Here is a 23,189-nt window from a genome sequence, read left to right as displayed (position 1 = left end):
ATCTGCGCTGGCTGGGTGTCAAAGCACTGCCCTTGATGACAATGGGCCTGATTGGCCTGGGTCTGAGCAGCAATGCGCTGGCCCATAACCCGATGTGCGAGTGCAAACAGATCGATAACGAACAGATTCGCTGCACCGGCGGCTTTTCGGATGGCAGCGGCGCGCCGGGCGTGACCCTTGACGTGATCGGCTACGACGAAACCATTCTGGTGCCCGGCAAGCTGGGTGAAGACTCGACAGTCACCTTCAAAAAACCCGCTTCCGAGTTTTATGTCCTGTTCGACGCGGGCCCTGGTCACGTGGTGGAAATCGACCAAGCGGATATCGAAGCCCCATGAGTACGCCGACCCATCAAGTCGTCCGTCCGGCAGGGGCCGGTCACGAAACGCTTTATGTATTGGCGTTGTGCCTGATCATTCTGCTGGTTGCCGGGACGGTCATAGGCTGGCACGGGGAACGCCAGGACGTGCAAAGCGTGGCAGCCCATGAGCTGGATGCCCGGCGAGACCTGACGGCGTCCGAACAAGGTATCTATGCCGACCTGCGCGTCACGCTGGACGAAATTCGCCTGTTGGCCCCCGAGCAAGTCACGCCGGTGACGCCGCAGCAACTCAGCGAGGAAGGTCTCGCCCCGTTTGTCGAGGACGCGAGTTCGGTCAGCCGTGGCGGTCATGCCTGGCGAATGATCGACAAGTCTTACCTCGGATTGAGCCAGAACCCCACCGTTGCAGGATCTTTTCTGTTGCGTATCGGAGCGACTGACGATGCTCAAGCTGACATCTGGATCAATCGCAGTCCTTCGTTGAGCCAGGACATTACCGATGTCAGCGACAAGGCCCTGATCGCTTCGGGCTGGAAGCAAGTCGTCGCCCAGTTCGATGCAGGCGTGACTCGCCAGCACAAACACTGACCCCCTCGCACTCATTTGAAAGAAGACTGCTTGCCCATGCCTATTTCTCTGAAACGCCGCCCACTGCTGCGCGTGGTACTGGTCGGCCTACTAGCGACCCTCCTCTCGCCACTGGCCCATGCCGACGCGAAGCGCTTGCGCATTGGTATCACCCTTCATCCTTATTACAGCTATGTCGCCAATATCGTGGGTGACAAGGCCGAGGTCGTGCCATTGATTCCGGCAGGCTTCAACCCACACGCTTACGAACCACGTGCCGACGACATCAAGCGCATCGGTTCGCTCGACGTGGTGGTGCTCAACGGCGTAGGTCACGATGATTTCGCCGACCGCATGATCGCTGCCAGCGAAAAACCGGATATCCCGGTGATCGAAGCCAACGCCGACGTGCCGTTGCTGGCCGCAACCGGCGTGGCTGCTCGGGGCGCCGGCAAAGTGGTCAACCCGCACACCTTCCTGTCCATCAGTGCGTCCATCGCGCAGGTCAACAACATTGCCCGGGAGCTGGGCAAGCTTGACCCCGACAACGCCAAAACCTACACCACCAACGCCCGCGCCTACGGCAAACGCCTGCGCCAGATGCGCGCTGATGCACTGGCCAAACTGACCAAAGCACCCAACGCCGATTTACGGGTGGCTACCGTGCATGCCGCTTACGACTACCTGCTGCGTGAGTTCGGTCTGGAAGTGACCGCAGTGGTTGAACCCGCTCACGGCATCGAGCCGAGCCCGAGCCAGTTGAAGAAAACCATCGATCAACTGCGCGAACTGGACGTGAAAGTGATTTTCTCGGAGATGGACTTTCCGTCCACCTACGTCGAAACCATCCAGCGCGAGTCCGGTGTAAAGCTCTATCCGCTTTCGCACATTTCCTACGGTGAATACACCGCCGACAAGTATGAGAAGGAAATGGCAGGCAATCTGGATACCGTTGTGCGCGCCATTCAGGAGTCCGGGGCATGACCGCTGCTGAAAAAATCACGCTTACCGGCAACGGACCGGGCGTGGAGTTCGCCGATGTCAGCCTGACCCTGGGCCGCACGGTGATTCTCGATCGCGTCAGTTTCAAGGTCAGCCCTGGCAGCATTCATGCACTGGTTGGCCCGAATGGTGGCGGCAAAAGCTCGCTGATCAAAACCATGCTCGGCCAGATGCCCCACCAGGGACAGTTGAGCCTGCAATGGCCTGGCTCGCCGGGACTGATCGGCTATGTGCCCCAAGCACTGGAGTTCGACCGCGGCCTGCCGATCACCGTCGATGATTTCATGGCCGCCATGTGTCAGCGTCGTCCGGCGTTTCTCGGTCTGTCGAAACATTACGCAGCGGCCATCGGTGAAGCGCTGGAGCGGGTCGGCATGCAAGACAAACGCAAGCGACGCATGGGCGCGCTGTCCGGTGGTGAACGCCAGCGCGTGCTGCTGGCTCAGGGCCTTATCCCGGCGCCACAACTGCTGGTGCTCGATGAACCCATGTCAGCTCTGGATGAAGCGGGCATTCAAGTGTTCGAACGTCTGCTGGGTGACTGGCGCAAGGCAGGTATCACCGTGCTCTGGATCGAGCACGATCTGGAAGCGGTGAAACGGCTGGCGGATAACGTCACAGGCCTGAATCGCCGGGTGCTGTTCGACGAACCGGCAGCCACCGCGCTGACCCCGGATCGTCTGCTGACCCTGTTCTCTGCCCATCCTCGCGCTGTTGAAACAAGCAAAGGGAGCGCTGCCTGATGGACTACGAGCAGTTTCGTCTTTTCATTCAAGGACTGGCGTCGTCCGGTTATCTGCCGGAAGCATTGGCCTACGGCTTCGTGGTCAACGCATTGCTGGCCGGGTTGTTGATCGGTCCGGTCCTCGGTGGTCTGGGTACGCTGGTGGTGGTCAAGCGCTTCGCGTTTTTCTCCGAAGCCGTGGGCCATGCTGCGCTGACCGGTGTCGCCGTCGGTATCCTGCTGGGTGAACCCTACACCAGTCCGTACGGCGCGCTATTTGGCTATTGCCTGTTGTTCGGCATCGTCCTCAATTACTTGCGTAATCGCACCGGTCTGGCACCGGATACACTGATCGGCGTGTTCCTCTCGGTATCGCTGGCCTTTGGCGCCAGCCTGCTGTTGATTCTGGCAGGCAAGATCAACATCCATATTCTGGAGAACGTGCTGTTCGGCTCGGTACTGACCGTCAACAGTGGCGATCTTCTGGTGCTGGCGGTGGTGGGTTCACTGGTCATGGGCCTGAGCCTGCCGCTGTACAACCGGATCATGCTGGCCAGCTTCAACCCGCAGCTCGCGGCGGTGCGCGGCGTTGCCGTCAAAACGCTGGATTACCTGTTTGTGATTCTGGTGACGCTGATTACCGTCGCCGCAGTCAAGGTCATCGGCGCAATTCTGGTGGGCGCATTGCTAGTGATCCCGGCCGCTGCCGCCCGCCTGCTCAGTCAGTCGCTGAAAGGCTTCTTCTGGATATCGGTGGCCATCGCTACCGTCAGTACCTTGTGCGGCATTCTGTTGCCGATCATTTTCGACCTGCCTGTACCGTCCGGCGCGGCGATCATTCTGGTCGCCGGTATGGCGTTCGCTCTGGCTGCCATCGCTCGCGGCACGGTACCGAGCCTCAAAGGGAATATTGGATAAATGTTGCGTAAATTGACCCTGGCACTCGCTGTTACCGGCCTGTTTGCCGCCAACGCTCACGCCGCATCCACTGCGCCTGAGAATCAGAAACCTGTGCGCGTGCTGGCCAGCCTGCCTATCACCTTTGGCCTGGGGCAGATTCTGCTCAAGAACAGCGGCGTGGTACTCGAACGCGCCGCAGCAGCCAACCTGCCTGGCTCACGCCAGACGGCGTACTTCACCGGTCGCGGTGTCGAGGCATTGCGTAAATTGTCGGTGGATGCCGATGCGGTGATCGGTCTACGTTCGATCTGGGCCGATGATCCGCTGTATCCCAATGCACGACGCAGCAATATCCGCATCGTCGAAATCGACGCCGCACGCCCAGTGGACGGCGGCTTGCCGGGTATTGCCGTGCAGCCGGGCCAGGGCGTGGATGGGCTGAACAGCCAACCGTGGCTTTCCAGCAACAATATGGGCCGCATGGCGGATGTCATGGCTGCCGATCTGGTGCGCCTCGCCCCCGCCGCCAAACCGCGCATCGAAGCCAATCTGTCGACCCTGAAACAGCAACTGCTGAAACTGACTGCCGATAGCGAAACGAGCCTGGCCAGCGCCGACAACCTCAGCGTGGTCAGCCTCTCCGACCATTTGAGCTACTTGATCAGCGGCCTGAACCTGGAACTGGCTGGCACGCAAATACTGCCCGACGATCAATGGACACCCGAAGCCCTGAAAAAGCTGACCGACACCCTTAAGGACAACGATGTGGCATTGGTTCTGGATCATCGCCAGCCGCCGGAGCCGGTGAAAGCTGCCATCAGCGAGGCAGGTAGCAAGTTGTTGGTCCTGACTCTGGACGGTGAAGACCCACTGGCCGAGTTGCAGGGCAATATCGGGCAGGTGACGCAGGCGTTGGCCGGGAAAAAATAACGGTTCGATATATCTGCAATTTTGAGGGATTGAAGTACGTTTTATGTAGGAGCTGCCGAAGGCTGGGATGCATTTATTCTGACATACCGCGATCGCAGCCTTCGGCAGCTCCTACAAATCCAGTGCTTGCCAAGCGAACGCAACCTCCACACCCAAACGTTTCCAGCCGCCCCAAAGCCGGGCATCCCGCACCAGTCGATGCCACCTTCGGTGACAGGCACGCCGCAGCCCACCGATACAAATCCTCTACAGTCCAACAAAACCGGGAACATATTTGCTTGGCCCGGCTTTTGCCTTATCTTGTATATACAGGATGATATAACTCACGTATCCGACCTCGGGGATAATTCCGGGCCGGTTCGGCAAAAACTACAACTCAAGCAGGAAAGCGCACCATGCCAGCAGCACTTCTACTCAAGCCAGGTCAGTTCAATCTCGATCAGTTGCGCGCCATTTATCAGCAGCAAAGCCCTTTTGAACTTGATCCATCTGCCCGTGAAGTGGTCGACGCCAGCACCCGCACTGTGAACGAAATCATTGCCAACCAACGCACCGTGTATGGCATTAACACGGGCTTTGGCCTGCTGGCACGCACGTCGATTCCCACCGAGTCATTGGCCAGACTGCAACGTAATCTGCTGCTTTCACACTGCACCGGTACCGGGCCGCTGCTCGATGACGCCAGCGTGGCGCTGATCATGGCGCTGAAAGTCGGCTCCCTCGCCCGAGGCTTCTCCGGGATTCGCTGGGAAGTCATCCAGGCGTTGAGCGCGCTTTACGCTGCCGGGGTTTATCCATGCATCCCGTCGCAAGGCTCGGTGGGTGCCTCAGGGGATCTGGCACCGCTGGCGCACATGTCAGCCGTGCTGATCGGGGTGGGTCGGGTACGTCATCAGGGTCGCGAAATGGACGCGGTCGAAGGTCTCGCGCTGGCGGGCCTCGAGCCCATGGTACTGGGCCCGAAAGAAGGTCTGGCGTTGATCAATGGCACCCAGGTCTCCACCGCTCTGGCCCTGCGTGGCCTGTTTGCCACGGAAAAGCTGTTCACCGCAGCCGTGGTCGCCGGTAGCCTGAGTGTCGAAGCCTTGAAAGGCTCCGACGTACCGTTCGACCCACGTATTCAGGCGGTACGCGGTCAACCCGGCCAAATCGACGTGGCAGTCTTGTATCGTGAATTGTTGGCTACCAGCGAGATACGCAAGTCGCACGTGGATTGCGGCCGCGTACAAGACCCGTATTCCCTGCGCTGCCAGCCACAAGTCATGGGCGCATGCCTTGATCACATGCGTTTCGCTGCGGGAGTTTTCCTGCGTGAAGCCAATGCGGTGTCGGATAATCCGCTGGTGTTCAGTGCTGATGGCGACGTGTTGTCAGGCGGTAACTTTCATGCGGAACCCGTCGCCATGGCCTCCGATGTGCTGGCCTTGGCGATTTCGGAAATCGGTGCACTTTCGGAGCGCCGTATCGCACAACTGGTAGACCCGGCGTTGTCTGGTCTGCCTGCGTTTCTGGTCAAGGAAGGCGGTCTGAATTCGGGCTTCATGATTGCTCAGGTCACGGCAGCAGCTTTGGCATCCGAGAACAAGACCCTGGCCCACCCTGCGTCGGTCGATAGCTTGCCCACATCAGCCAATCAGGAAGACCACGTATCCATGGCAACGTTTGCTGCGCGGCGCTTGCTGGATATGGCGGGTAACAGCAGCGCGGTGGTAGCGATTGAACTGCTGGGAGCGGCGCAAGGCGTAGACCTGCACGCACCGCTGCGCACCTCGGAAAAACTCAGCGAAGTGCTGGAGATGATCCGTAGTGAAGTCGCCCACTACGATGAAGATCGCTATTTCGCCCCGGACATCGCGGCGGCACGTGCCTGGGTGGAAGAAGGTGCATTTGCACGCTGGTTGCCGTTCGAGCGTCTCTACGGCTGACTCCGATTGAGTTGTTAACTGAGCGCCATCCGCAAGAATGGTGCTCATTCATAACGAATCAGTTGCCGGTCGTCATATTGATCGAACGACCCCGTAACGACGTCCTCAGATTTTTGTAAGCCATCGCAGCTGAACAATAATCAGAGGTGAACAATGAGCGATCAAAATCAGGATCCAGTCGACCGCAACGACCCGGCAATCAAACCGGACAATGCCCCCGATACACCGACCCAGGAGCAACAGACTCAAGGGTACGACTCTCAATCCCAAGGCAGGCCGCAGGGTCAGCCTGACACCCAGTTTGAGCAGAATCAGGAATCAGGTGGTAACACGTACACGCCTGATTACGAGCCTGAAGAAAAACCGGAAAAAGTCCCCAACAACCTGCATCCAACGCAAGGCAAGGACGCAGATATTGATACTGACGGAGGCTAGATCGGCGATTTCTGTGTCATGGACGGCATCCACCCAGACATATTGACGTGGAACCGGCTTTAACCGGGAAGGCGGCTTTTTTACGATACAGATGCGTCATCTGTATCGGCCTGTTTCCGGCTAAAGCCGGTCCCACGTCGAACCTCATATGTCACGTTCTGCAAACTTACCTAACGTTGCAATCTCTACCCTCTCCAACCGAAACATCTGCACACACTCCATCAAAAATCTGATGTTGTACGACGTCTGACGTTATGTTCGACTTGCATCCGTCTCACTAAAAATAACAATGGGGATACTCCTATGACGAGCACCAGCTCAGTCGATAAAAAAGCTACTGCTGCGCGTGAATCGGTTTTTGCCAAAGTCACCAAGCTTCTTGGCCCCGGCATTATCGCGGTGCTGTCATGGCTGGGGGCCGGTGATCTGATCACCTCTTCAGTGGCAGGCGCCAACTACGGCTACGCCATGATGTGGGTGCTGGCGGTTTCGCTGCTCCTCAGATTCCTCATCGTCAACATTATTGCCCGCTTCCAGCTCTGCAATAACAAGGGCATGAGCATCCTCGAAGGCTACGCCCAGCTCCATCCCGTCTTTGCCTGGTTCATGCTCGGCTACGCCTTGCTCATGGGGCATTTGATCAATGCTTATATGATCAAAGGCGCAGGCGAAGCACTGGCCATGCTGCTGCATATCAATCAACCGTTGCTGTGCTCTTTCGCGGTAGTGATCGCGGTCTGGTTGCTGGTGGGACGCAACATCTACAACATGATTGAAGGCGTCATGAAGGGCTTGCTGGCACTGATGACCCTGGCGTTTCTGGCACTGGCAATCATGTCCAAGCCGGATATGGTCGGCATTCTCAAAGGCACCATAGGTTTCAGCATTCCACCGGATGAAGGTGTACACGGCGCACTGCTGGTGGCGGTTTCGGTGATCGGTGCAGTTGCCGGCTCCATCGCCAACTTCGTACACCCATATGTGATGCGTGAAAAAGGCTGGATAGGCCCCCAGCACAAACGCATGCAGCGTAATGACCTGCTGTTTGCGGTATTCGTCGGCATTATCATCAACCTGGCTATCTGGGTTGTGGGTGCAGAAATTCTGCGTCCGAACGGCATTCAGGTGACCAACTTGCAGGACTTGGGCAAAGCCCTGGAAATGTTCTTCGGCTCGGCGGGCTGGTACATTTTCTTTGTTGGCGTGTTCGCAACGCTATTCGCCAGCATCGCGGGCAAGACAACGGCCTTCCCGATGCTGATCACCGATGCGTTCCAGCACATCCTCCCGAAACGTCGCGAGAAATACGGGAAGGAGTTCCACAAAGACCCGATGCACAAATGGTTCATGTTGTTCATTCTGGTCACTCCACTGGTGTGGTCGCTGCCCGGCATGCCGGACTTCGTGACCCTGACCATCGGCGTGAATGCACTGAACATCATTGGTCTGCCAATCATTTCTCTGGGCCTGCTGATCATGTCCAACCAGAAAAAGCTGCTCGACAAGCAATACCGCAACAACCTGTTCGAGAACATTGCTCTGGTATTCGCGACAGGTCTGGCGTTGTGGGTAGCGTTCCAATTGGGGACTGATTTGCTGAGCTGAGGGACAAAATGGCTCTTCTGATCTGAACCCATTCCTCCAGGAGTGGCCGGGGTGGCGATCGCGGTTTACCTGACAAACTGCATCGCTGCCTTCGGCTACTCCTACAGCTGATGTGCCTTTAGCGTTGAAAACATTTTGCAACAAACCGTTGCACAGCAGCCGTGTAAAACAGCAGGATCACTCTAGCGTCTGCATAGCGCAGGCATCCCTGCTCGAATATACGGAGCCCTGCTGGTAATGGATCAAGCCTCTTCGCCCACTGCCACCCGGCTGACATCTCGTGAGTTTCGCGGGATGGTCGCCATTCTCCTGTCTATTGCCCTCGCCACGCTGGATACGGCCATCGCCAATACAGCATTGCCCAGCATCGCAGCTGACTTGAATGCATCGCCTGCCGCTTCGGTATGGGTCATCAACGCCTACCAGCTCGCCGCTGTGGCGACTTTGCTGCCATTTGCCGCGCTAGGCGGCGTCATCGGCCATCGCAAGGTTTATCTGGGCGGACTGATTCTTTTCGTGTTGTCTTCGGCGCTGTGTACCTTTGCCTGGTCGCTGCCGTCCCTGACCATCGCCCGAGTCATGCAGGGGCTGGGAGCGAGCGCCATCATGGCGGTCAATGCGGCGCTGATCAGTTCGATCTTTTCTCACGAACACCTGGGCCGAGGGCTCGGCATGAACGCGCTGGTGGTGGGCACTTCATTTGCAGCCGGTCCCACCATCGCCTCTTTAGTATTGTCGGTCGCCAACTGGCCCTGGCTGTTTGCAATCAACCTGCCGCTCGGAATCTTCGCCCTGGTATTCGCCTGGAATTCTTTACCCGCCAGTAAGCCTGGCACCCTGACTTTCGATCGTCTGACCGCCGTGCTCAACGTGATTACTTTCGGCGGACTGATATACGCTCTGGGTGAAGCGGCCCAATTGGGCTCAAACACCAGTGTATTGATCGCTCTGGCAGCCTTTCTGATCGCGGGCGCATTGATGTTGCGCCGCGAAGCCGGTCACCCGGCGCCGATGTTCCCGCTGGATTTGCTCAAGCGGCCGATGTTCGCCCTCTCCGCCCTCACCGCTTTCTGTTCATTTGCCACCCAGGGGCTGGCCTTTGTCTCGCTGCCGTTCTTTTTCGAAACCGTTCTGGGCCGCGACCCGATCCAGACCGGATTTCTGATGACTCCATGGTCGGTGGTCGTGGCTATGATCGCGCCCATTGCCGGACGCCTGTCAGACCGCTATGCGCCAGGGATGCTGGGCGGTATCGGGTTGGCGATTTTATGCGCGGGGATGATTTCGCTGACGATGATTCCCGCCGACGCCAGTGCGTGGGAAATCGGTATTCGCATGATCATCTGCGGGCTCGGTTTCGGGTTCTTCCAGGCGCCAAACCAAAAGGCTCTGATGACCAGCGCTCCAAAAGAGCGAGCCAGCGGTGCCAGTGGCACGATCGCTACCGCACGCCTGATCGGGCAAGCGACAGGCGCAGCACTGGTCGCATTGAGCTTCGGTATCAGCGGCGAACATGGACCGGTTCTGGCGCTTGCCATTGGTGCCGGTTTTGCGGCTGTTGGCAGCATTTCCAGCGCATTGCGGCTGGTTACAGGCAAATCCCCCGCTGCCGCAAGCTGAACGAACCTCACATAAAGTGAAAATAGTGCCGTTCGTAGGAAACCTTCTGCAGAGTAAGCCGTCCCAGCTATGATGGCACAAGGCCTCTCAATACCGAGACCACTCTGCGGCTGTCCGGAACGTCTATGCAATTATCATTACAAGCCGAAAAACAACGTCTCGCGGCGATCCGCGCCATCCAGTGGCTGGAAACCGCCGCTGACGAGAACTTTGATCGCATCTGCCGACTGGCTTCAGCCTATTTCAACGTACCCACCGTGTTGGTGTCGCTGGTAGAGAAGGATCGTCAGTGGTTCGCGGGCAGAGTCGGCTTTCCGAAGCCGCAAACCCCTATTCATCAGTCTTTCTGCGCGCACACGATAAAGCAGGAAGGCGTCATGCAGGTCGTTGATGCCTGCGCTGATCCACGCTTCATGGATAATGAGCTGGTGACGGTTGATGGCGGCATCCGTTTCTACGCCGGAGCCCCCCTGATCACGCGTGACGGGCATGCAATAGGCAGCCTGTGCCTCATCGACAAATTTCCTCATCAACTCAGCCATGCCGAAACACTGGTCCTTCAGGATCTGGCCGAGATGGTGATTTCGCAGATCGAACAGCGACAACAGACCAGCATGTGCAATGCCACAAGCGGTCTGCCCAATCTGCGCCAGTTTCTGACCGACAACGCAGGTCCATGGCTGGATGCTGAGGCTTCAACACGGGTACTGATGGTTGTCGAGATTCTTGAAAGCCAGTGGGCTCATGGCTTTGCGCTTGAACAAGACTCCGGACTCATTGATGCAAAGGCGAAGGACATCACCGCTCGCCTTAGCCAGGCGCTGGGTGAACAGCTGACGGCTTACCATATCAGCGAGCGCCACTTGTGCCTGTTGATTCCTGCCAGACCTCAGGATCAAAGCGAGTTGATCCTTACCCTCAGCACAATGGTTTGCGAACCCTGCGCCGAAGATTCGATATCCACCTTGCCCGGTCTTCGCATAGGTATTGCCGCATGCGGGGACGGAAAACAATCAATCGGCGACCTGCTGCGCAAAGCACGGGCTGCAGCGGACTCAGCTGCCCGGGACGGAATTGACTGGGCTGTCTGGGATGAAGACCCGAATAGCGCGTCTCGTCGTTCCGACGCCCTGATCCACGATGTGGCTGGCGCGCTTTCCAGAGGCGATATTTCGCTGGTATTCCAGCCACGCTTCAGACTTGAGGATGGCCGTCAGGTCAGCGCCGAAGCATTGCTTCGATGGAATCACCCAGTTTTCGGACCGGTATCCCCCGCTGAGTTCATCCCGCTTATCGAACGCTCCGGGCAAATCAGCATCGTGACGCGGTGGGTTATCGACAATGCCCTGGCTGCCGCTGCTGGCTGGACCGACAGCGAGGCCAAAGTCTCACTCAACCTTTCAGCCCTGGACTTTCAACACATTGATATCGCCCAGGCGTTGAAGGCGGGCTGCGAAAAACACAATATCGGGCCGCATCGCGTCGAGGTTGAGATAACCGAAGGTGAATGGATAAGGGCCAGCAACAATGTGCTGGCCCAATTGGCGGAGATTCGCGCGCTTGGCGTGGATGTCGCCATCGACGACTTTGGTACAGGCTACAGCAACTTCGCTTACCTGCATGAAATCCCGGCAAACGTGATCAAGCTGGACAAGTCGATCATTACCGATCTGGAAAACAAACCACGCAACCGCATCATTGCTCAATCTGTTTTTCAGCTGGCGCATCAGTTGGGCTATCGAACCGTTGCAGAGGGAATCGAAACCTTCAAGTGCATGGATCTGGTCAGAGGCTACGGTTGCCATGAGGCACAGGGCTTCTTTCTGAGCCGACCGCTTTCAGCCGAACAGATCATGCTGACAATGATGGGCAGCCCTTTCCTTTTGAGCGCCTGACCTTCACTAACTCGTGTGTGCGAGAGTTACTCGCCGCTCTTATAGGGCGGGTACTTGTCGTCGCCATTCACGCGTTTGTCCTCGTCCAGGTCATGCCCATCTTCAGGAGACTCTGCTGGCCCCACCGGATCGACCTGCGGGTCTGCCAGGTCAGGAGAGTCCGGGTCAAAACCCAGATCCTGCTCGGGGTCACGCTGATTGGTCGCCATACTCACCTCCTGGTAAATGCCCAACGGCGTTGGGCTACTCACTTAAGAAGCAGGGCAGCTCGCAAAGTGCAGCGTAACTGACGAGCGGGCCCTCATCCCTGCTGTGGCATGGCCGAAGAGTGATGATTCAGGATCAGCCATTCACCATTAATCTTCTGATAGAGGTAGGTATAGCGTGCCTGCACCTGACGTTTGCTGCCGTCAGCCTCGGTAAGCGTGAAGGTATACACGCCGGTGTCCAGCGCCTTGTTTTCATTCAGGCGACGAATCTCACGGAAGTTGACGACCCCGACTGGTTTCAGCACCAGGAAGTGGTCGAAGTAATCCTTGATCTCCGCAGGTGTAGTGCGCACTTTATTGGATACAGTGGGCTGCAGGATTGCGTTCTTCGCGTAAAGAGCGGTTACCTTGGCGGAGTCACCCGTCTGCAGCGTACGATTCCAGCGCTCGAATAGAGCGGCGATTTCACGATCTTTGACATCAGTCGGTTGCGGGGCGATCTCCGTGTAGGAATGCGGTTTGACCGGCGCAGTGTCGACAGCATGGACCAGGGGCGTTGCCAGAATAGCGATCAGTGCCACAGCAGAAATTTTTATGTTCAGCTTCATTTACGGTATTCCTATCGGCTTTTGGTGGAGCTACTGTGCCGCGTCTCGAACGTGCGGCAATCAGCCGATTGGTGCGATCTGTCTATGCCATTTGGCAGATAGCGGCACCACACCGGAAAAGGTCTAATGGCGCCACTTTTTGCCGAATGGATCCGGCCCCTGTGTTGGAGCAGTACATGCACAAGCCTTCCGATGATCCGGCCAGCGCGCTCAATCTGCGCAGTCAGTACCGTCAATGGGAAAGTCGTGCCGCGCGATTGAGATTGCTCGTCGACACCGGCCACGAACTGACCCGCCTTTCGCCCTCCTCCATGCGCCAACGCGCAGTACAGAGAGCCTGTGCATTTCTGGCGCTGGATCAGGGCATTCTGCTTGAATGGACCGGCGAGACGCCCTCGAGGTTGAGCGCCAGCCATGGCAATCCACAACGCTTTCAGACACTGACGACACTCCTCGACAGGACCATCCTGACGCCGGAATGGCGAGTTCAGCCTTGTGCAGAAATCCCCTGCGTATTGCATCTACCCCTACTGGGGGCCGACGGCGAGCCCTTCGCGGCCCTGCTGCTGGCCAACAGCGCGAACATTGCAGCGCCTGATACCGAAGACCTGCAGTCTCTTCAACTGCTGGCCACCCTGCTCGCGGCACATCTGGAAAACAGTCGTTTGCTCGATGCGCTGTCGGCACGCGAGCGGGCCATGTCCGAGCTGGTTCATCGTTTATTCAGTGCTCAGGAAGATGAGCGCAAACGGGTCGCCTACGACCTGCATGACGGGCTGGCACAAACCCTGGCAGGTCTTCACCAACGCCTGCAAGGTTTTGCCAGCCAATGCCCTGACCTCTCTGAGCCTTTGAGTCAGGAGCTGTCAACGATTCTGCAACTGGCGCAACGCTGTGTCGGCGAGGGTCGACAACTCATCGGCGGCCTGCGTCCGGTTGTGCTGGATGACTTCGGTCTTCTTCAGGCCATAGACAAGGAGGCGGATCGCTTGCGCGAAGCGGGTCACGCCGTGCAATGGACGGCCAAATATGCCGAGCGATTGCCCGATGTCATTGAAATCACCTTATTCCGCATTGCACAGGAAGCCATCAACAACGTCCTCAAGCATGCCGGTCCCTGCAGTGTCAGGCTTGCCCTGCAAATGCGCGGCGCAGAAGTTGCCGTGCTGATTGAAGATCAGGGTCGAGGGTTTGCAGCCCGGCAAGCATCGAGAAATGGCTCGACGGAAGGGTTGGGACTGACGGCCATGCAGGAGCGCACTCACCTTGTCGGTGGCCGGTTTGAATGTGCCAGTCAGCCGGGCAAAGGTACACGTTTGAGTGCCATTGTCCCGCTGGGCAACAACGAGGTCCCGGCATGAACAGAACAATAAGACTGGTCATGGCAGACGACCATGAAGTGACCCGCGCAGGGTTCATCTCGCTGTTGGCTGGACATCCGGAGTTTGAAGTCGTGGGGCAAGCCAATGATGGTCAGGAAGCCCTGGAGCTTTGCGAACGCCTGCGCCCGGATATCGCCATCCTTGATGTGCGCATGCCGATCCTCAACGGCCTCGGTGCCGCACGCCTGCTGCAACAACGCATGCCGGAACTGAAAGTGGTGATGTTCACCATGGACGACAGTCCGGATCATCTGGAAGCGGCTATTGCAGCCGGGGCTGCTGGCTATCTGCTCAAGGACGCCAGTCGCGAGGAGGTCATCAATGCTCTGCGTCGGGTCGCAGCCGGAGAGGACGCGCTGAACAGCGCGATGAGTGCACGTCTGCTGAGACGTATCGCCACCCGCCGGGCCGCCGGTTCAGCGCCTCGGGAAAACCTCACCGAACGAGAGCGTCAGGTTTTGGGACTGGTTGCCGGAGGATTCAGTAATCGTGAGATTGGCGAAAAACTGGGTATCGCCACCGGCACCGTCAAGGCCCATGTCGAACGCGTCATCAGCAAGCTTGATGCCTCTGACCGAACCCAGGCTGCGGTGCGCGGCATAGCCCTGGGGCTGGTTGCCCAGCCTGACGGAAACTGGACATGAGTCGCTGGTCGGATTTGCCACTCAGGGGCAAGGCGCTGATCGCAATCGCCCTGCCGCTGGTGATCCTGTTGTCCTCACTGGTGCTGATTTACCTCGCCGAACGGCAGACCGCTCGTGCCGAAGAAGATGTCCGCCGGGTGCTGCTGGTGCAAGGAGATATTCAAACGGTTCACACCCTTCTCGCCGAGGCAGCCGCCAGCGAACGTGGGTATCTGCTCACCCATCGCGAAGACTTTCTGCCAGCCTACAACAGCGCGCGGCCATTGATTGATGCGGCCTTGCAGCGTCTGGATGCCAACGTTCGTGACCCTGAAATTCGTGATCGCCTGCAACTCATCACTCCGCTGATCAACATCAAGCTGGGGGCCCTGGCAAAACTGCGTGAGGGCAACGGTAAAGACCCGGCGCTTGTCACCGATATTCTCGTGAGCAACAAACAGGTGCTCGACACCTTGCGAGAACAGATCAGCGCCATGCGCAACCGTGAAGCCACATTATTGGAAGAACGTACCGCAGCCGCTGCTGAAACCCGTGAGCGGCTGGTGTTCGCCACGTTTCTGGCCGCCTGCTGCGGGGTATTCGCCGCTGTCGCGGCAATGCTTTTGCTGTCCAGAGGCATCGTCAGCCGGGTCGAGCATGTGAAGCGCAACGCGCAATTGCTGGCTGCGGGTCATCCACTGATGCCGCAACCTGCGGAAAAGGACGAAATAGGCCAATTGGGCACCCGTCTGGTGGAGGCCGCGCACCTGCTGGCCCAGCGTGAAGGCGCGTTACGGGATAACGAAGAACGCTTGCGACTGATCATCGACGCGGTCAAGGATTACGGTATTTTCGCCCTGGATGCCAGCGGCCGTGTCACGACATGGAATGTCGGAGCAGAGCGAATAAAGGGCTACAGCGAACAGGAAATCATCGGTCAGCCGTTCTCCGTTTTCTATTTGCCGGAGCAGTGCCCTCAGCGTCCGGAAATGGCTTTGCGAGAAGCCCGAAACAAAGGCTATTTCATGGAAGAGGCCTGGCGACGCCGCAAGGATGGCAGCCGCTTCTGGGCCAGTGTGGTTATCAGCGCCCAGTACGATGCCAGCGGCACCTTGCGCGGTTTTTCCAAGGTCACCCGGGATATCAGCGACCGTCATGCCGCCGAAATCGCTTTGAGCGCAGCCCGGGAAGAAGCCGAGCGCGCCAGCCGCGCCAAAAGTGAGTTCCTGTCACGCATGAGCCATGAGCTGCGCACCCCCTTGAATGCGATTCTCGGCTTTGCGCAACTGCTGGAAATTGATCCACTGCCGACACAGCGTCAGCAGATCGGACATATCCTCAAGGCGGGCCAGCACCTGCTGACCCTGATCAATGAGGTCCTCGACATTGCCCGTATCGAGTCAGGGCACCTGCCGGTCAATCTGGAGCGCATTGCGCTAGGCTCCGTCCTGCACGAAGCGCTGGCGCTGGTTGCACCTATGGCCAGTGAAGCGCGGATCCGTATTGCTCCCCTGCCAGTCATACGCCCCGACGAAGGTGTAATCGCCGACCGCCAGCGATTGATGCAGGTGCTGCTGAACCTGCTCTCCAATGCCATCAAATACAACCGCACAGAGGGTGAAGTGACCCTCCAGGTAGCCCGCAGTGGCCAGATGCTCTCGGTGACGGTATCGGACACCGGCCCCGGCATTGCCAAGGATCAATTGCACAAATTGTTCCGGCCCTTTGAACGTCTGAACGCCGACCATCAGGTTGAGGGCACCGGTCTTGGATTGGCGCTGAGCAAGAATCTTCTGGAAATGATGGACGGCAGCCTTCAGGTACTCAGCGCTACAGATGCGGGATGCAGTTTTATTTTAAGTTTGCCCCACGCCGTCATTCAGCCGGAGACGGCTGTGGTCGCGTCGCAAATCAGCACAGTGATTGATAACCCGGAGCCAACTTCTGCGCCCTATCGGGCCAGTGTGCTGTGTATCGAAGACAACCTGGCCAGCCTGACACTCATAGAAACCTTGCTGCAGCGGCGCTCGGGCATTCAACTGTTCTCAAGCATGCAGGGACAGATGGGCCTGGATCTGGCTACGCGACATGCGCCGGACCTGATTCTTCTGGATATCAATCTTCCTGATATCTCCGGCATCAAAATACTGCGCCGCCTGCGTCGCGCTGTACAAACTGCAAATATCCCGATCCTGATGATGACCGCCGACGCCACGCCGATGACTCACAAGGTGCTCCGCGAAGCGGGCGCTACAGCTATTCTGGTCAAGCCGATCAACGTCCGGATGTTCTACGACCAGATTGATCAGTTCCTCACGGAGCCTGTATGACTCAAGACCTTCGTATCCTGCTGATTGACGATCAACGCGCCAATCTCGAACTGATGGAGCAGTTACTCGCCCGTGAAGGACTGCTTAACGTCCTGAGCACTACCCAGCCCACGCACACACTGGAGCTGTTCAATAGCTTCGAGCCGGATCTGGTAATCCTGGACCTGCACATGCCTGAATTTGATGGCTTTGCCGTGCTCGAACAACTGGGGCGGCGTATCCCGCCCCATGAGTATTTACCCATTCTGGTACTCACCGCCGATGCGACTCGTGATACCCGGATACGCGCTCTGGCTTTAGGCGCAAGGGACTTCATCAGCAAACCACTGGACGCACTGGAAACCATGCTCAGGGTCTGGAACCTGCTGGAAACCCGCGTGCTCTACAAGAGCCTTCGGCAGTTGCTGCCGGCGGAGCAGATTGAATTACTGCAACAGCGGCGTGGGGGGAGCACGCCACGAGAGTTACGTTAGCTGTCCATGGCACTGCGCTGTCGCGCAGCAAACATAGAATCTGTAGGAGCTGCCGAAGGCTGCGATCGCGGTGTGTCAGGAGAAATGCTTCGCAGCCTTCGGCAGCTCCTACAGACAAGTATTTCAGCAACCACCTTGCCGCGCACTTATCTCGTTACGCAGCAGCCGGGCCAGCGCTTCAACCGAATACGGCTTTTGCAGAAACGTAAAGCCCTGGGAGTTTCCCTGAGCCAGAGCGGGACTGTAACCACTGGTCAAAACAATCGGCAGCTGCGGATACAATCTCTGGACTTCAAGAGCAAGTTCCACACCGTTCATGCCTGGCATTACTACGTCGGAAAATACTGCCTGAAAGGTATCAGCCCGCTCTGCCAGTACCGCCAAGGCCTCGACCCCATTCCTGACCCAGTGAATGTCGTAGCCGAGTTCTCGCAACGTCTGGCTGGAAAAATCGCCAATTTCGGGGTTGTCCTCAACCACCAGCAACCGGGCGCCTTCGCCGCTAGTCTGCAGTTCCATATCCAGTGCCGCATATTCCGCACTCGGCGTGGCGATGGACCGAGGCAGATAGAGGGTAAATTTACTGCCCTCGCAAAACTCGCTCTCGACGATTACTTCGCCCCCGGACTGTTTGGCAAAGCCGAAGACCTGTGACAGACCAAGTCCTGTGCCTTTACCGACATCCTTGGTGGTGAAGAACGGATCGAAAATGCGATCCAGCAAGTCCGGTGCGATTCCCGAACCGGTGTCGATCAATGAAACCGCCACATAATCGGCAATCACGGCAGCATGGGTCCGTCGAGCGGGTATATGGCCTACCGGCTCGACACAAATCCTCAACGTGCCCTCGCCGTTCATGGCATCCCGGGCGTTGACCGCCATGTTGATCAGCGCAGTGTCGAACTGCCCGGCATCGGCATTGATGTAGCAAGGCTGCGCTGGAAGCTCGACCACCACTTCGATCCGTGCACCGGTCAGTGAACTGATCATCTCGCCGATGGCCCGGACGCTCTTGCCTGCGTCAAAGACTTCAGGACGCAGGGTTTGCTGACGGGAAAACGCCAGCAGTTGCCCGGTCAGTTTGCTCGCCCGATCAACCGCATTGGAGATCGCGTCGATGTAGCGCCGACGTCGTTCCTCGTCCAGATTACGCTTGAGCAGATCGGTTGAAGCTTTGACCACTGTCAGCAGGTTATTGAAGTCGTGGGCCACACCACCGGTCAACTGACCAACCGCTTCCATCTTCTGCGACTGGCGTAATGCGGCTTCGGTGCGGCGCAATGCTTCTGCTGCCTCGCGTTCGGCCTGAACATCGCGGCCGACGGCATGGATATAGGACTGATCAGGTACAGCCGTCCAGGATATCCAGCGGTACGAACCATCCTTATGCAAATAGCGGTTTTCAAAGCTGGAGAAGCTGATGCCTTGAGAAAGCTTCCCCGCAGCGGCCGCTGTGCTCAGTTCATCATCCGGGTGCAAAAACTCCAGAAACGATCTGCCAACCAGCTCATCTGGAGTCCAGCCCAGCAAATGACTCCAGGCCGGATTAACTGCCGTGATGGCACCTTCAAACTCGGCGATCAGCATCAGGTCAGTGGACAGCCGCCAGATACGGTCGCGATCCTGAGTGCGGGCTTCAACCCGCTCTTCCAGCGTCGCGTTGAGCTTGCGCAAATCTTCTTCCGCAGCACGAGTGGCGGTGATATCACGAGAAATGCAGAGGATCTTCTCCACCGCGCCTGCGGCATCGAACATCGGCGTCACCTGCACATCCCACCACCTCGGCGCGCCCAGATAGGTATTGGCAAACCCCTGAAAGCGCCCAGGCAAACCGGCCTTTGCACGATCAATGGCTGCCTTGGCGTCGATGTGCCCCTGATCTTGCCAGAAGTCAGGCCAAGGGCATCCGCGCACGGCATTGAAATCGCTGATATCCATGACACGCATGCCGCCTTCGCTCATGAACGCAAGATTGCCATCCAGATCAATGACCTTGATGCAGTCGTTACTGCTGGCCAATACCCGGCTGTTGAATTCTTCGGTATCCCGCAACGAGGATTCGATACGACGGGCTTCAGTCACGTCCTTGAACAACATCGCGATGCGGTTCTGGGCGTACTCATGGATCTTGTAGGCGTAAATTTCATACCAGCGCCCGTTGAGGGCAACAGCGGGAGCATTAAAGCCCATCGATTTGCCGCCCAATACGACCCGCGCATAGACCTCAAACCAGGGCACCGGACGCCCTTCGGCAATGTCCCGCAGGCTTTGGCCGATCTGCTGTTTAAGCTCGGTCATGCTCTCGAAGGCAGCGTTTATCTCAACGAGATGGCAGCCCGCCAATGCTTCGTCTGCATACGACACTTCCAGCACACAGAAGCCGATATCAATGTTGCTGAACAGTGCACGGTAACGTTCGTCGCTGGACTTGAGTTGCTGGTCAACGCGCACCGAATGAGTGGTTTCGACGGTGTGGCACAAAACACCCAGCACCGACTCTTCGAGTTCGTCGTAGATCGGCGAAAATGAAAATGTCCACCACGTCTGCTCTTCAACGCCATAGCGCGCCATGCTGATCGGCTGATTTTCGTAACGACTGGATTCGCCAGCAAAAGCAAGCTCCACCACGGGACGTATCTGCTCCCATGCGTCGGCCCATAAAGTGGTGACGCTCTGCCCCAAAGCCCCGTCAAGACGCGGACCGAGAATGGGCCGATAGGCATCGTTAAAAAAGAAATTCAGATCCTGCCCCCAGAGCAGATAAAGGCTTTCAGGGGAGTTGAGCATGATGCTCAACGCCGACCGTATCGGCGCAGGCCAATTCTGCATAGGCCCAAGGGGGGTAGCAGCCCAGTCAATAGCTCTGATGGCTGCGCCGGTCTCGCCGCCGGGAAGCGTGCGTGAAGTCGGGCTGATGAGGGAGGTCATGGGCATTTACTGACTGCTAAGGCGTCACAAGACGAAGATCATCGGCCGAATCAGCGCAAGAGAACCGCTGAGTCTGGAGTGCTGGCAAACAAACGCAATCATCGCAGTTTCTGCGGGTACTGGCTAATTGCAAACAGATTGACCCTTGGGACGCAAAAACGTTCTGCGTTCGCTGAAGAAGCCTATGCAAGCCTTGTTAGACATGGCTGCCGTATACTGACGGGCCGCACCCGCACTTAAGGAATGAATGCCAATGCGCGCCCCGTCCTCTGCCATCGTTGTCGAACGTTTTACCGAGGCCCACGCCGAAAGCGTAACCGCTTTGTACAACGTCCCTGCAGTTGCCCGGCAAGTCCTGCAAATGCCTTATCAATCCGCTGACATCTGGCGTAAACGGCTGGACAGCAGTAACGAACGACTGATCAGCCTCGTGGCACTGCATGAAGGGACCGTGGTTGGGCAAGGCTCCCTGGAGCAGTTTTCCCGCATCCGCCGCAGTCATTGTGGCTCGATCGGCATGGCCGTCGCGCAGGACTGGCAAGGCCAGGGCATCGGCAAACAGCTTTTGACTGCGTTGCTGGAAGTGGCTGATAACTGGATGAAACTGCGCAGGGTCGAGCTGATGGTTTATTCAGACAATCAGGCGGCAGTGATTCTCTATGAAAAGCTGGGCTTCGAAACCGAAGGGCTGCTGCGTGATTATGCCGTTCGTGATGGTCAGTTCACCGATGCCCTGACCATGGCGCGCATTCGGGCCTGACGCAGGACTGCGCAGGACCTGTGGGCCGGGATTGCCAGCGATAATCTGTAAACCCAATCGCGGGCAAGCCCGGCTCCCACAGAACCTACGAAAATCTGCAGGAACTGTTTCAGCCTGAAGGACGTCGGGGTATTCGCTCAATTTTCTTCGGCGGACAAACCGCCCCCCGCCCAATACCGGTCCCACGTCTGCTCTCAAGCTGCTCATTGCTTGCGCCAAAACCCGGCAACGCTACACGCACGCAATCCCGCAGGCTGAAACGATTAACCTTTAATTCAATATGTTTCCGGTTTTTACGGAACTAGCCCGACTGACCACCCCCTAAGCCTTCAAGCCAGCGGTCTGGCAAGGCTATTTTCCGTCAATCTGCACCAGCATCGGAACGTCCCCTGCCCAGCCGCGTCATCGTTCAATCAAAGGATCTGCAGTTCATGTCCTCAAACACGACAACCGCCTCCTTGGGCGGCGATAAAAGCGGGCAGCATATTTCGGCCCGCAGATTGGTATTCATTTCCGTACTCGTTGCAACCATGGGTGCCCTGGCGTTCGGCTATGACACGGGCATCATCGCCGGTGCGCTGCCGTTCATGACGCTGCCTGTCGAGCAGGGTGGACTCGGGCTTAACGCTTTTACAGAAGGGCTAATCACGTCCTCGCTGATTGTCGGCGCAGCATTCGGATCGCTGGGCAGTGGTTATCTGTCCGACCGTTACGGGCGCCGCGTGACCCTGCGCCTGCTGTCACTGCTGTTCATCGCAGGTGCCTTGGGTACCGCCATCGCGCCGTCGATTCCGTTCATGGTTGCCGCTCGCTTTGTGCTGGGCATCGCGGTCGGTGGCGGCTCCGCCACGGTACCGGTGTTCATTGCGGAAATTGCCGGCCCGAAAAAACGTGGCCGACTGGTCAGCCGCAACGAACTGATGATCGTCAGCGGTCAATTGCTCGCCTACGTCCTCAGTGCGCTGATGGCGGCCTTGCTGAGCTCCTCGCACATCTGGCGCTACATGTTGGCTATCGCCATGCTGCCCGGCATTTTGCTGCTGGTCGGTACCTTCTTCGTCCCGCCTTCTCCGCACTGGCTCGCCGCCAAAGGGCGCTTTGACGATGCCCAGGATGTGCTGGAAAAGCTGCGCGATACGCCTGAAGAGGCCAAGCGCGAAGTCGAAGAAATGAGGTCGCAGAAGGAAAACGCCCGCAAGCGTCCGCCTGTTTCCGAGCTGCTGCGTCAGGGATGGATAATCAAGCTGTTGCTTATCGGCATTGGCTTGGGTTTCACCGCTCAGTTCACGGGCGTGAACGCCTTCATGTATTACACCCCGATCATTCTCAAGACCACTGGCATGGGCACTAATGCCGCTCTGACAGCCACCATCGGCAACGGCGTCGTCTCGGTCATCGCAACCCTGCTGGGCATCTGGGCCATTGGGCGTTATGGCCGTCGCCATTTGCTGATGACCGGATTGGTGACAGTGATTCTGGCCCAGATCGCCCTGGGCTGTGTATTGCAATTTATGCCGCAGAACCTGACCCAGAGCTACGCCGCCCTCGCCTGCATCCTGTTGTTCCTGCTGTTCATGCAGATGTGCATTTCGCCGGTTTACTGGCTGCTTATGTCTGAATTGTTTCCTTCGCAGATCCGCGGCCTGCTGACCGGTACTGCGGTGTCCATGCAGTGGCTGTTCAACGCTGCGGTGGCATTTCTCTTCCCGATGGCGCTGGACACACTGGGTAACCCCACGTTCTTTGTCTTTGCGGTAATCAACGTTGGCTCTCTACTGTTTGTGTTCTTCTGCCTGCCGGAAACCAAGGGCAAATCACTGGAAGAGATCGAGAAACACATGAAAAAAGAGCTGTAAACACCTTGGGCCTGCTGCTCTAATCGCAGGAGCTTGCAAGCCTGATACGCTCAATGGCTCAGTAATACACCCGGCGGACGCTCGAACGCTCAAGC

Annotated in this window: 20 protein-coding genes; 17 read left to right on the top strand and 3 right to left on the bottom strand. The window is 57.7% G+C overall.

Annotated features, from left to right (window positions below):
• Positions 1–35: 35 nt before the first annotated feature.
• The 11 genes from AO242_RS10385 (at position 36) to AO242_RS10335 (ending at position 11,925) form a co-directional block, all read left to right on the top strand.
• Entirely contained in the window at positions 36–338 is a 303-nt protein-coding gene (locus AO242_RS10385; protein ID WP_099268941.1) for a hypothetical protein, read from the top strand.
• Positions 335–910: a DUF6162 family protein gene (locus AO242_RS10380; RefSeq protein ID WP_099268631.1), complete on the top strand. Its 576-nt coding sequence runs from the start codon at positions 335–337 to the stop codon at positions 908–910. The genes AO242_RS10385 and AO242_RS10380 overlap by 4 nt, the downstream gene beginning before the upstream one ends.
• A 36-nt stretch (positions 911–946) precedes the next feature.
• Positions 947–1,873: a metal ABC transporter substrate-binding protein gene (locus AO242_RS10375; protein ID WP_027902422.1), complete on the top strand. Its 927-nt coding sequence runs from the start codon at positions 947–949 to the stop codon at positions 1,871–1,873.
• Complete coding sequence (locus AO242_RS10370; RefSeq protein ID WP_099268630.1) at positions 1,870–2,634, top strand: metal ABC transporter ATP-binding protein; 765 nt, start codon at positions 1,870–1,872, stop codon at positions 2,632–2,634. The genes AO242_RS10375 and AO242_RS10370 overlap by 4 nt, the downstream gene beginning before the upstream one ends.
• A complete protein-coding gene (locus tag AO242_RS10365; RefSeq protein ID WP_099268629.1) occupies positions 2,634–3,533 on the top strand; it encodes a metal ABC transporter permease in 900 nt (299 codons plus the stop codon). Before AO242_RS10370 ends, AO242_RS10365 begins: the two co-directional genes overlap by 1 nt.
• Positions 3,534–4,445 carry a metal ABC transporter substrate-binding protein gene (locus AO242_RS10360; RefSeq protein ID WP_099268628.1) on the top strand — a complete coding sequence of 304 codons (912 nt, stop codon included), beginning with the start codon at positions 3,534–3,536 and terminating at the stop codon, positions 4,443–4,445.
• Between the two features lie 395 nt (positions 4,446–4,840).
• Entirely contained in the window at positions 4,841–6,370 is a 1,530-nt protein-coding gene (hutH, locus tag AO242_RS10355) for a histidine ammonia-lyase (RefSeq protein WP_099268627.1), read from the top strand.
• Between the two features lie 153 nt (positions 6,371–6,523).
• Complete coding sequence (locus AO242_RS10350) at positions 6,524–6,805, top strand: hypothetical protein (RefSeq protein ID WP_099268626.1); 282 nt, start codon at positions 6,524–6,526, stop codon at positions 6,803–6,805.
• A 303-nt stretch (positions 6,806–7,108) separates the two neighbouring features.
• Positions 7,109–8,410 (top strand): Nramp family divalent metal transporter, encoded by a 1,302-nt coding sequence (locus tag AO242_RS10345; RefSeq protein WP_099268625.1) that lies wholly within the window; start codon positions 7,109–7,111, stop codon positions 8,408–8,410.
• A 294-nt stretch (positions 8,411–8,704) separates the two neighbouring features.
• Positions 8,705–10,030: an MFS transporter gene (locus AO242_RS10340; protein ID WP_099268940.1), complete on the top strand. Its 1,326-nt coding sequence runs from the start codon at positions 8,705–8,707 to the stop codon at positions 10,028–10,030.
• Between the two features lie 125 nt (positions 10,031–10,155).
• Positions 10,156–11,925: a sensor domain-containing diguanylate cyclase gene (locus AO242_RS10335; RefSeq protein WP_099268624.1), complete on the top strand. Its 1,770-nt coding sequence runs from the start codon at positions 10,156–10,158 to the stop codon at positions 11,923–11,925.
• A 26-nt stretch (positions 11,926–11,951) separates the two neighbouring features.
• Here the strand turns inward: AO242_RS10335 and AO242_RS10330 are convergent, their stop codons facing one another.
• Positions 11,952–12,134 (bottom strand): DUF6021 family protein, encoded by a 183-nt coding sequence (locus AO242_RS10330; protein WP_099268623.1) that lies wholly within the window; start codon positions 12,132–12,134, stop codon positions 11,952–11,954.
• A gap of 92 nt (positions 12,135–12,226) precedes the next feature.
• Positions 12,227–12,736 carry an SgcJ/EcaC family oxidoreductase gene (locus tag AO242_RS10325; protein WP_231666232.1) on the bottom strand — a complete coding sequence of 170 codons (510 nt, stop codon included), beginning with the start codon at positions 12,734–12,736 and terminating at the stop codon, positions 12,227–12,229.
• Positions 12,737–12,918: 182 nt separating this feature from the next.
• Here AO242_RS10325 and AO242_RS10320 point away from each other — a divergent pair, with 182 nt between their 5' ends.
• The 4 genes from AO242_RS10320 to AO242_RS10305 are packed head-to-tail and all read left to right on the top strand — an operon-like array spanning position 12,919 to position 17,550.
• Positions 12,919–14,103: a sensor histidine kinase gene (locus AO242_RS10320; RefSeq protein WP_099268939.1), complete on the top strand. Its 1,185-nt coding sequence runs from the start codon at positions 12,919–12,921 to the stop codon at positions 14,101–14,103.
• Positions 14,100–14,768 (top strand): response regulator, encoded by a 669-nt coding sequence (locus AO242_RS10315; protein WP_027902411.1) that lies wholly within the window; start codon positions 14,100–14,102, stop codon positions 14,766–14,768. Before AO242_RS10320 ends, AO242_RS10315 begins: the two co-directional genes overlap by 4 nt.
• Entirely contained in the window at positions 14,765–17,077 is a 2,313-nt protein-coding gene (locus AO242_RS10310) for an ATP-binding protein (protein ID WP_099268621.1), read from the top strand. The genes AO242_RS10315 and AO242_RS10310 overlap by 4 nt, the downstream gene beginning before the upstream one ends.
• Complete coding sequence (locus AO242_RS10305; RefSeq protein WP_099268620.1) at positions 17,074–17,550, top strand: response regulator; 477 nt, start codon at positions 17,074–17,076, stop codon at positions 17,548–17,550. The genes AO242_RS10310 and AO242_RS10305 overlap by 4 nt, the downstream gene beginning before the upstream one ends.
• 123 nt (positions 17,551–17,673) lie before the next feature.
• On the opposite strand, the gene AO242_RS10300 is transcribed toward AO242_RS10305, so the two are convergent.
• Positions 17,674–20,478 (bottom strand): PAS domain-containing sensor histidine kinase, encoded by a 2,805-nt coding sequence (locus tag AO242_RS10300; RefSeq protein ID WP_257153411.1) that lies wholly within the window; start codon positions 20,476–20,478, stop codon positions 17,674–17,676.
• 247 nt (positions 20,479–20,725) lie between these two features.
• Between AO242_RS10300 and AO242_RS10295 the strand changes: the two genes are divergently transcribed.
• Both AO242_RS10295 and AO242_RS10290 read left to right on the top strand, forming a co-directional pair.
• The gene (locus AO242_RS10295; RefSeq protein WP_099268619.1) at positions 20,726–21,238 is read left to right on the top strand and encodes a GNAT family N-acetyltransferase; all 513 of its coding nucleotides are present in this window, start codon (positions 20,726–20,728) and stop codon (positions 21,236–21,238) included.
• Positions 21,239–21,669: 431 nt separating this feature from the next.
• Positions 21,670–23,094, top strand: coding sequence for a sugar porter family MFS transporter (locus AO242_RS10290; RefSeq protein ID WP_027897872.1), 1,425 nt, complete (start codon positions 21,670–21,672; stop codon positions 23,092–23,094).
• Positions 23,095–23,189: the final 95 nt, after the last annotated feature.

It is taken from the genome of Pseudomonas sp. ICMP 561 (assembly GCF_002699985.1).
GTDB classification, from domain to species: domain Bacteria; phylum Pseudomonadota; class Gammaproteobacteria; order Pseudomonadales; family Pseudomonadaceae; genus Aquipseudomonas; species Aquipseudomonas quasicaspiana.
The sequence above is the reverse complement of the archived record's forward strand: the minus strand, read 5'-3'. Positions and strand labels throughout refer to the sequence as shown.